The organism is Gammaproteobacteria bacterium (genome assembly GCA_028817255.1).
Classification (GTDB): Bacteria; Pseudomonadota; Gammaproteobacteria; order Porifericomitales; family Porifericomitaceae; genus Porifericomes; species Porifericomes azotivorans.
Genome location: JAPPQA010000016.1, coordinates 1 through 9,827, shown reverse-complemented (window position 1 = coordinate 9,827; position 9,827 = coordinate 1). Strand labels below are relative to the sequence as shown.

General features: G+C 70.0%; 7 protein-coding genes. 2 read left to right on the top strand and 5 right to left on the bottom strand.

Translation table 11 applies throughout. From position 1 onward, the window contains the following. Nucleotides 1–153: 153 nt before the first annotated feature. The 5 genes from polA to OXU43_00700 form a co-directional block, all read right to left on the bottom strand. Entirely contained in the window at nt 154–2,865 is a 2,712-nt protein-coding gene (gene polA, locus OXU43_00720; GenBank protein MDD9823702.1) for a DNA polymerase I, read from the bottom strand. A 62-nt stretch (nt 2,866–2,927) separates the two neighbouring features. Next, nucleotides 2,928–3,425, bottom strand: a complete 498-nt coding sequence (locus OXU43_00715) for an O-acetyl-ADP-ribose deacetylase (GenBank protein ID MDD9823701.1) — start codon at nt 3,423–3,425, stop codon at nt 2,928–2,930. Between the two features lie 152 nt (nt 3,426–3,577). Beyond that, nucleotides 3,578–4,261 (bottom strand): 2'-deoxycytidine 5'-triphosphate deaminase, encoded by a 684-nt coding sequence (locus OXU43_00710; GenBank protein MDD9823700.1) that lies wholly within the window; start codon nt 4,259–4,261, stop codon nt 3,578–3,580. 644 nt (nt 4,262–4,905) lie between these two features. After that, complete coding sequence (locus OXU43_00705; protein ID MDD9823699.1) at nt 4,906–5,337, bottom strand: YraN family protein; 432 nt, start codon at nt 5,335–5,337, stop codon at nt 4,906–4,908. Continuing rightward, on the bottom strand, nt 5,322–7,169 hold the full coding sequence (locus OXU43_00700; protein MDD9823698.1) for a penicillin-binding protein activator: 1,848 nt from the start codon (nt 7,167–7,169) through the stop codon (nt 5,322–5,324). Before OXU43_00700 ends, OXU43_00705 begins: the two co-directional genes overlap by 16 nt. Between OXU43_00700 and rsmI the strand changes: the two genes are divergently transcribed. Together rsmI and OXU43_00690 are read left to right on the top strand one after the other, a co-directional pair. Then, nucleotides 7,169–8,050: a 16S rRNA (cytidine(1402)-2'-O)-methyltransferase gene (gene rsmI / locus OXU43_00695; protein MDD9823697.1), complete on the top strand. Its 882-nt coding sequence runs from the start codon at nt 7,169–7,171 to the stop codon at nt 8,048–8,050. The genes OXU43_00700 and rsmI overlap by 1 nt on opposite strands. After that, the gene (locus tag OXU43_00690) at nt 8,014–9,816 is read left to right on the top strand and encodes an MFS transporter (GenBank protein MDD9823696.1); all 1,803 of its coding nucleotides are present in this window, start codon (nt 8,014–8,016) and stop codon (nt 9,814–9,816) included. Before rsmI ends, OXU43_00690 begins: the two co-directional genes overlap by 37 nt. The last annotated feature ends 11 nt before the right edge of the window (nt 9,817–9,827 follow it).

Genomic DNA, 9,827 nt, shown 5'->3' with positions numbered 1-9,827 from the left:
TATGCCCCCCACCGGCGCGACTTCGGGCTGCGCCCTCGTCTTGCCGACTCCCCCTCAAGGGGGGAGTGATGCGGATTTGCCCCGGGGGCTCAGGGGGGCTCAAGGGGGAACTCAGGGAGTTCTCAAGGGGGCTCAGGGGGGGCTCAGGGGGGCTCAGGGGTGAGACGAGGCCCAGTCGGCGCCCATGCCGATCTCCACCTCCAGCGGCACGGCCAGTTCCGCCACCCCGCTCATGAGGCCGGCGACGATCCGGCCGGCGTCTTCGGCGGCGTCCTCGGCGACCTCGAACACCAGTTCGTCATGCACTTGCATGATCATGGAGACCGGCGCGCCGTCCTTGTCAATCCATGCGGCCACGGCCAGCATGGCCTTCTTGATAATGTCGGCGGCGGTGCCCTGCATGGGCGCGTTGATCGCGGTGCGTTCGGCGTATTGCCGGCGGGCGCGGTTGGAGGCGCCGATCTCCGGCAGATGCAGCCGCCGCCCGAAAACGGTCTCCACGTAACCTTGGTCGCGGGCGGCGGCGCGGGTGGCGTCCATGAATGCCTTTACCCCCGGATAGCGGGAGAAATACAGTTCCATGTAGCGGCGGGCGAGGCCCTGTTCTATGCCCAACTGACGGGCGAGGCCAAAGGCGGACATGCCGTAGATCAAGCCGAAGTTGATGGCCTTGGCGTGGCGGCGCTGGTCGGCGGCGACTCGCTCCGGGGGAACGCCAAACACCTCGGCGGCGGTGGCGCGGTGAATGTCCGCGCCGCGGCGGAATGCCGCCAGCAGCCCGGCGTCGCCGGAAAGATGGGCCGCAATACGCAATTCGATCTGCGAGTAATCCGCCGACAACAGCAGGTTGCCCGGCCGGGGGACAAAAGCGGCGCGGATGCGGCGCCCTTCGGCGGTGCGCACCGGAATGTTTTGCAGGTTGGGGTCGGACGAGGACAGGCGGCCGGTCGCCGCCACCGCCTGGTGGTAGGTGGTGTGGATGCGCCCGCTGCCGGGATGGACCAGTTGCGGCAGCTTGTCGGTGTAGGTGGACTTGAGTTTGCTGTACTCGCGGTGCTCCAGGACCAGGCGCGGCAGTTCGTAGCCGCTTGCCGCCAGTTCGCGCAGCACGCCCTCGGCGGTGGAGGGCTGCCCCCCGGGGGTCTTGCGCAGCACCGGCAACTGCAACTTGCCGTAGAGCACTTCCTGAAGCTGCTTCGGCGAGGAGACGTTGAACGGCGCGCCGGCGGCGGCATGGGCCTCGCCTTCCAACCTTGCGATCAGCGCGCCGAGGTCGGCGCTCTGCCGGCGCAGCATGTCCGGGGCTATGCCGACGCCGTTCGCCTCCATCCGCGCCAGCACCGGCACCAGCGGCATTTCGATCTCCTCGAATACCCGCCGGCGGGCGCCGGCGGCGCGCAGCCTGGGCCACAGCGTCCCGTGCAGGCGCAGGCCGAGCTCGGCGCGCTCGGCAGCGCAGGCCGCGAAGCGATCCAGTGGGCGCTCCGGCGGCGGGCGCTGCAGCGACAGCTGCTCCTCGCCGGCGTCCGCCGCGGCTTCGGCGTCTTCGGCGGCGGCCTTGTGTCCCAGGTATTTCAGCGCCAGGCCATCGCGGTCGTGGCGCGAGCCGGTGCTGTCCAGCACGTAGGACTCCAGCATCACGTCGAAGCGCGCGTTGCCCAGAACGATGCCGTGGCGGGCCAGGAGCAGGACGGCGCGCTTGAGGTCGTGCCCGACCTTGGGTTTGCCGGGGTCTTCCAGCAATGGCCTGAGCGCGGCGAGCGCGTCTGCGCGCGCCAGCGGGCGCGCCGCGCCCCGGGCGGCGCCGTCCAGGGGCAGGTAGGCGCCGCGGCCCTCCCGGTCGCTGAAGGCGATGCCCCGCAATTCGGCCTGGTGCGGGTCCGGCGCCTCGGCGCGCACGTCCAGGGCGACGAGCGGCGCCCCGGCCAAGCGCGCGAGCCAGCGTTGCAATTCTTCCGCGGTACCGATGGCCCGGTACTCGGGGGGGCGCCCGGCGGCGTCCCGGCGCGGCGCAGCCTCCAATTCTCCCAGCCAGGTCTTGAACTCGAGCCGGGCATACAGGGCGCGCAGGGCCTCCGAGTCCGGCGCGGCCACGGCCAGGTCCGCCGGCCCCTCGGCCAGCTCCAGATCGGTCCTGACGGTGAGCAGCCGGCGCGCCAGAGGCAGGAACTCCAGGCAGGCGCGCAGGCTCTGCCCCGCCTTGCCCGCGATGTCGCCGGCGTGAGCGATCACCCCGTCCAACGAGCCATGTTCGCCCAGCCACTTCGCCGCGGTTTTGGGGCCCACCCCGGGGACGCCGGGCACGTTGTCGCTGGCGTCGCCCACCAGGGCCAGGTAGTCCACGATCCGCTCCGGCGGGACGCCGAACTTGGCGATGACCCCGTCGCGGTCGTACACCGCCCGCCGCATACCGTCCACCATCCGCACTTGGCTGCCCACCAGCTGCGCCAGATCTTTGTCGCCGCTGGAGATCAGCACCGTGTCCCCGGCCCCGGCGGCGGCTGTCGCCAGGGTGCCGATCACGTCGTCCGCTTCGACCCCGGGGACGCACAGCCGCTTCAGCCCCATGGCCGTCACTGCCTCGGACACCGCCTCCAGCTGGGTACGCAACTGCGGCGGCATGGGCGGGCGGTTGGCCTTGTAGCCGGGGTACAAGCGGTCGCGGAAGGTGCCGCCCGGCGCGTCGAACACTACCGCCATGCGGCGCGGCTTACGCTCGGCCAGCAGGCGCCGCAACATGAGGATAATGCCGTACACGGCGCCGGTGGGCGCGCCCGCCGAGGTGGTGAGACCGGGCATGGCATGAAAGGCCCGGTACAGATACGAAGAACCGTCCACCAGGACGAGGGGCTCGGGATCGCGCATATTTTCAGGGGCGCATCTTCAGGGGCGCATCGAGACGGACAGCGGCGAGAGGCGGCGCCCGCTCAGGCCGCCGGCGGCGCCAAGTCCCGATAGATCGCGGCGTCGGCCTCGCTGAAACAGCAGCATACGATGCGATCCAGGAGGGCCTCGCCCCCGGCCAGGGCCGTCAACGCGACCCGTGCCGCGGCGCGCCGGGGATAGCCGTATGCGCCGGTAGAGATGGAGGGGAAGGCGATCGCGCGCGCACCGCACTCGCCGGCCAGGGCAAGGGCGCGGCGGTAGCAGGCGGCGAGCAACTCGGCCTCGCCGTGGCCGCCGCCGCGCCACACCGGGCCGACGGCGTGGATCACCCAGCGCGCCGGCAGGTCGAAGCCGGGAGTGTATTTGGCGTCGCCGGTCTCGCAACCGCCCAGGGCGCGACAGGCCGCCAGCAAGCGCGGCCCGGCGGCGCGGTGGATGGCGCCGTCCACGCCGCCGCCGCCCAGCAGCGTCCTGTTGGCGGCATTGACAATCGCGTCCACCTTAAGGGTAGCGATGTCGGCAACCACGATCTCGATCATGGCGCTGGCCAGAGCAGGCGGGGGCGGGGCGCAATCATTGCGGAACCATGCGTTCCGTTTCAGCGGAGCCAATGGCGGATAAATTGCCGTCGCCTTTGGGCCGCCGCCCGTGGGTAGAGGGGAATTTCAGCGGGCCATTGCAGGGGGGCATTTCAGAGATTCACCATGATGGCAATTACCGCGATCCCTACCCCGATGGCCCACATAATAAACTTTATCTGCCTGGACACGAGTTCCATTTGTTTGGACGTGAGTTCCATTTGCGTGGAGAGGCTTGCCACGTGGGCGCTCAGGGTTTGCAGCGACTTGATGACATCGGAGAACGCAAAGCCCTCGGACGAGAACAGGTATTCCACGTCTTCGGCCCCGAATTCGGTCTTGTCCTGGTAGCGACCGTTGTAGGGCTTTTCGCAGGGTTCTACGAGCTGGTGCAGTTCCAGCGTCAGGAAGTCTTCTTTATAGGCAAAGGTCAGAGGCTTGGGGGACAAGTTGGTCACGCCGACGAATAATCTGCCCCGGAACCCCGGATCGATCTGCGTGCCCGTGGTGGCGTACACGCCTTTTCTGGCGTATTTCGAGCTCAGGCCAAAGCGGGCCGCATGAGCCGCGTCGAGCGAGATAATCTCCTCCGTAGTGAGCAATCCGGCATCCCCGGCATCCAGGACCAGGAATCCCTTGCTGGAGATGTCCACAATCTCCTTGTCCCTGATGGTTGCCCCCTGCTTCCCTACCCGCAGGTCGTAAGAGGCCGGCTGTACCTGCTTCTCCAGAAAGGGGGCTATTGCGATACTGCCCTCGGTTTGGGCGTTCCTGATGCCTTTGTCGCTCAATATCATGACTGGCGCCTCCTTGATTTCCCTATCTTGCCGGCGCGCCGGCGTACTGGGGCTCCGGCGGGGTCGGGGTGTTGGCATTGCCGCAACACAGCTTCACCAGGGCTTAGTTGTAACTCCCGCCGGAGGAAACGGCAACCCCCGGGAATGGACGGCCCGGGAATGGACGACCCGGGAATGGACAACGTTTCCCCCGCCTCTCATTTTCCCCGCCGGCCGGCGACGATGCGGTATTTCTGGTTCTTCGCCGTAGGCGACTCAGGCAAGCCGTTACGCAATCGAAGGGAAGAAAAGCGGTTCTTACGCACCACTCCCCCCTTGAGGGGGAGTCGGCAAGACGAGGGCGCAAGCCCGATGTCGCGCCGGTGGGGGGAGCAGCTAAAGCGCCTCCTGCGCCCCACCGCCCAGGAGAACCGCAAGGGCCGCCTTCCCCCCACCGCAGCAGCCAAGCCTGACGGCTTGGCTGCTGCGACTCCCCCTCAAGGGGGGAGTGATAGGGATGGTGGGCGGCAGCCGGCTCCAAGGGGGAGCGATGGGGAGAGTGGGGCGGCAGCCGGCTCAAGGAGGGAGCGATGGGAAGAATGAGGCGCCGGCACAGGCGGCTCTCCCTGGAGCACGGGGGAAGCAGGCCGGCGGCGGCCCCTCGCCTACGCCTCGAACGCGCCCTGGAGCCAGCGGATGGCCGGACATTCGCGGCCGCCGCTCACGGCAACGACATCGAAGCGGCAGGGCGGCGGCGCATCCCGCGGCGCGTGTTGCTGCAGGTAGCGCGCGCCGGCGTGCAGGAGCCGCTGCCGCTTGCGGCGGTCTATGGACTCCGCGGCATCCGGCCCGGCGCCGCCCCTGCGGTAGCGGACCTCTACGAACACGAGGGTGTCGCCTTCCCGCATGACCAGGTCCAACTCTCCGCCGCGGGCGCGGAAGTTGCGGGTCAGCAGAGTCAGCCCCCGTTGCCGCAGGTAGCCGCAGGCCAGCCGTTCGGCCCATGCGCCCCGTTGCCGCGGGCCGTATGCCGCTTCCGGCGGCGCATCCGGCGATACATCCGGCGATTTGGGGCCGCCGCTTACTGGCCCAGCCATACGGGGCGGCCGCCGCTGAACCGGTACCATTGCAGACGGCGGCGAACCTTGCCGTCTGCCTGCGGATGCAGGCGCCCGCTGAGGCCCTGGTGGAAAGAGAGGTCGCCGGCGTAGAGCTCCCGCAGCCGGCGCCCCAGCGCGTAGGCATCCATCCCGAAGACAAAGAGTTGGGCGTAGGCGTCGAGGCGCGGCTTGCCCCAGTGCCGTTCCAGCTCTCCCAGATCCTCCACGCCTACCGGGTCCGGGTCCAACAGCCAGGGCATGGCGACGAATTGAATATTGTCCAGATCGCGGTCAACGAGGAGGTCGAATGTCCCGGCATAAACCTGCGAGGTGGCATAGACAGGCATGGCCTCCGCCTCGAAGTAGCGCAACTGCGGCATCAGTTGCCGGGCAACGGGAGGGCCGGCAACCAGGAACAGGAAATCGGCATCGCGCCGGATGCGCGTCCACGACTCGAATTTCCGCCCCAGGGTCTGCTGCAGACGGGCGATCCGCAACTCGCTGGCGCCGACGTTCAGCAGCTCCCGGGTCCAGAACCGGTAGTCTTCGCTGCCGCCCTGCGGGTCGTAGGCAAGGCGCTCGAGCACGATGCCGCCCAGGTTCTGCCAGGCATCCCGGAAGGCCTGAAAAACGCGGTCTCCCCACTCTCCACGCGGGGCAAAGACCAGCGCCGTCACGTGGCCGTCGAAACGGGCCCGCTCGGCCACCTGCACGGCCTCGTCCTCGGGCGCCAGGCTGAACTCGACGACAGGCGGCGGCGCCCGGGGCGGCGCCAGGGAGGCGGCCGGCGCGGCGGCCTCCGCGTCGGGGGGAGGCAGGCGGTTCAGGGCAAGGACAGGCACGGACGGGGAAAGCGGCAGCGCGGCCACGGCCTCTTTGGTCAGGGGGCCGATGATCAGATCGGCCTCGTCGGCCGCCGCCCGCTCGATCAGGGCGGGGATGTCCTGGCCCTGGGTGTCGTACACCCGGATGGTGGTGAAGGTGCCGGATTCCCGGTAGCGGGCCGCCATGATGCCCTCCCGGACGGCGCGAGCCCCGTCGGCGAAGGGCCCCGAGGCAGGGAGCAGCACGGCCAGGCGCGCGGGGCGCAGCACAGACTGCCGGTAGAGGCGCCGCAATTGCGGCAGTACGCTGTCCCGCGAGGGATGCCCGGGATACTGCCGCTCCCAGTAGATGATCGCGGTGTCCCAGGACTCCGGCCGCGGCCAAGGGCTTTTGTCTATCACCGCCAGTTCGACCCAGCCGGAAAAGGATTCCTGCGGTTGCGTCCGCACTTCCCGCAGGGTCTCCAGCGGGGCGCTGCGCAGCAGCATCCACAACCTCTGGTGGTCGGACGGTTGCAGTGCCGCCACTTCGCGGGCGGCTTCGAGCCACAGCCCGGCGGCCTCGTAGGCCCGGGCCCGCAGGTCGTGCCGCTCGGCCAGCAACCCGGCAGGGAGCTGCGCGGCGGGCGCGGCAGGCAGCAGCTCCAGCACCCTTTGCGGCCGCCCCCGGGCGAGGGCGATGCGGGCCCGCAGCAGATCGCGGGACAGCCGCTGCGGCGCGCCCGGGGGCTCCAACTCCGCCAGCGTTCGTTCCGCGGACTGCCACTCCTTTGCCCGGACCAGCAGTTCGGCGGCCTGCAATTGGTAAACTATCCGCCGACCGGGGTCTTCTTCGGCAGCCGCCCGTTCCAGGTACAGCGCGGCAGCCTCCCGCCAGGCGCCGGCGCCGGCCAATTCCTCGGGAGACGGCAGCCGGGGCGCAGGCGCGCAGGAGCACAGCAGCGAAAGCCCGGCGGCCAAGGCCAAGTATTGCGGCAGGCGCAGAGATGGCAGGAAATCGTTCAATGACAGAACTACAGGCGGTCCATCCGGGTACCCTGTACGTAGTGGCAACACCGATCGGCAATTTAGACGATCTGGGCGCGCGGGCGCAACAAGTGCTCGCCGGTGTGGATTTCATCCTGGCGGAGGACACCCGGCACAGCCTCCGGTTGCTGAACCGGTACGGCATCCGCCGGCCGTTGCGCGCCCTGCACGAGCACAATGAGCGGCGGGCGGCGGGCGGGGTGGTGCGGCGGCTGCAAGGCGGGGACTCGGCCGCTCTGGTCGCCGACGCCGGCACGCCGCTGATCAGCGACCCCGGCGACATCCTGGTGCGGGCGGCACAAGAGGCCGGGGTCCCGGTAGCCGCCGTCCCCGGGCCCTGCGCGGTCAGCGCCGCCCTTTCCGTCGCCGGCCTGGCCGCGCACCGCTTCTGCTTCGAGGGCTTCCTGCCGCCCCGGCGCGCGGCCCGGCTGGCGCGCATGCAGGCGCTGCGCCGGGAGCCCCGGACGATGGTGTTCTTCGAGGCGCCGCATCGGCTGCGCGGGTTCCTGCAAGACGCCGCCTCGTGCTTCGGGGAACAGCGGCCGGCGGCGGCGGTCAAGGAGATCAGCAAACTGCACGAGCGGGCGCGGCTGGCGCCCCTGGGGAAACTGCGCGACGAAACGCAGGCCGCGGAGGAGACACAGGGCCGGCGCGTCAAGGGAGAGTTCGTGGTGGTGGTGGCCGGCGAGACGGCGCCTTCCCCGCCCGGGCGCGACGAGGCGGAACGGGTGTTGCGCCTGCTGCTCGAGCGGCTGCCCCGGCGCGAGGCCGTGTCGCTGGCGGCGGCGCTCACCGGCTGGGGGCGGAACCCGCTATACCGGCTGTGCCTGTCCTGGAAGACGGGGCGGGACGGGCAGTGAGCGGCGACCAGGCAGGCAACGGGGCCGCCGGCGCCGCGGGGCGCGGCAGTTCCATGGCGCTGCTGCGCCAGCGCCGCTTCCTGCCGTTCTTCATTACCCAGTTTCTGGGCGCGTTCAACGACAACCTGTTCAAGAACGCGATGCTGCTCTTGATCGCCTTCCACCTGAGCGCCGACGCCGACACCGACACCTTGATCAATCTCAGTGCCGCGCTGTTCATCCTGCCGTTCTTTCTGTTTTCGGCGGTGGCCGGGCAGCTGGCGGAACGCAGCGAGAAAGCGGATTACATGCGGCGCATCAAGCTGCTGGAAATCGGCATCATGCTGATCGGCGCGGCGGGCTTCCTGCTGGCCAGCGTGCCGGTGCTGCTGCTGGCGCTGTTCCTGATGGGCACCCAGTCCGCGCTGTTCGGCCCGGCCAAGTACAGCATCCTGCCGCAGCACCTCGCCACCGGCGAACTGATCGGCGGCAACGCCCTGGTGGAGGCAGGGACCTTTCTCGCCATCCTGCTGGGCACCCTGGCCGGCGGCATTCTAGTCGCCGCGGACGGGGCGGACGGGGCAGGCGCCGCCGCCCGGGTGGCTCCGGTCGTCGTGATGGTGGCAATGCTGGGGTGGCTCGCCAGCCGCGGCATCCCGCGCGCGCCGGTGTCGGCCCCGGAACTCGTGGTGAACTGGAACCTGGCCTCCGAGACCCGCAACATCATCGCCTACGTCGCGGCGCGGCGCACCTTGTTCTTTCCCATCGTCGGCATCTCGTGGTTCTGGTTCTACGGCGCCCTGTTCCTCACCCAATTGCCCAACTACACCCGTACCGTGCTGGGCGGCGACAGCACCGTCGCCACCGTGTTGCTCACCGCCTTCTCCCTGGGCATCGGCGTGGGCTCCTTTTTGTGCGAAAAACTCTGCGCGCGCCGGATCGAGCCGGGCGTCGTGCCTCTGGGCGCCCTGGGCCTTACCGTGTTCGCCGCGGACCTGGCCCTGGTCCGCCCCGCACCCGCGGTACCGGCAACGGAGCTGGTGGGCGCCGCGGCCTTCCTCCTCGACCCCGGCAACTGGCGGGCGCTGGCCGACATGGCGCTGATCGCCCTTTGCGGAGGCGTTTACATCGTGCCGCTCTACGCCATGGTGCAGGCCCGCTGTACGGACAGCCACCGTTCCAGGGCGATCGCCGGCAACAATGTCATGAACGCCCTGTTCATGGTGGGCGCGGCGCTGTTCGCCATCGTCCTGCTGCGAGCCGGCATTTCCATCCCCGGCCTGTTCCTCGCCACCGCCGCGCTCAACGCTCTGGTGCTGATCTTCCTGTGCCGCCGCCTGCCGGAGCTTGCCCTGCGCTGCGTCGCCTGGCTGACGGCCCGCCTGGCGTATCGGGGCGTGGGCTGCGGCTTCGAGCAGATCCCGAAACGGGGCCCGGCATTGCTGAGCTGCAAGGCCGACGCGCCCGCCAAGGCGGCGCTGCTGATCGTCTGGGCCTGCGAGCGCCCAATACGCATCGCCCTTGGCGCCGACGCGGCGGCGGCGCCGGCGCAAAAGCTGCTGGCGAAGCTGGTGGCGAGACTGGCAAGGGCCGACGGGGGACCGGCGTTGCAGGCCGGCGCCATCGCCGCCGCGCTGGAAGCCGGCGAGGCGGTGTGCGTTATCGGCGCCGACCGCGACACCCTGGCCGACATCGCCCGGCGCTGCCGCACGCCGCCGGTGCCGGTCGTCGTTGCCGCAGAGGGCGACGGCCGCTGGCCGCGACACCGGGTGGTCGCGGGCGGGTAGTGCCGGCGGCT

Coding starts and splice junctions, on each gene's coding strand:
- polA (MDD9823702.1), bottom strand. CDS start 2,865: ATGCGCGATCCCGAGCCCCTCGTCCTGGTGGACGGTTCTTCGTATCTG.
- OXU43_00715 (MDD9823701.1), bottom strand. CDS start 3,425: ATGATCGAGATCGTGGTTGCCGACATCGCTACCCTTAAGGTGGACGCG.
- OXU43_00710 (MDD9823700.1), bottom strand. CDS start 4,261: ATGATATTGAGCGACAAAGGCATCAGGAACGCCCAAACCGAGGGCAGT.
- OXU43_00705 (MDD9823699.1), bottom strand. CDS start 5,337: ATGGCTGGGCCAGTAAGCGGCGGCCCCAAATCGCCGGATGTATCGCCG.
- rsmI (MDD9823697.1), top strand. CDS start 7,169: ATGACAGAACTACAGGCGGTCCATCCGGGTACCCTGTACGTAGTGGCA.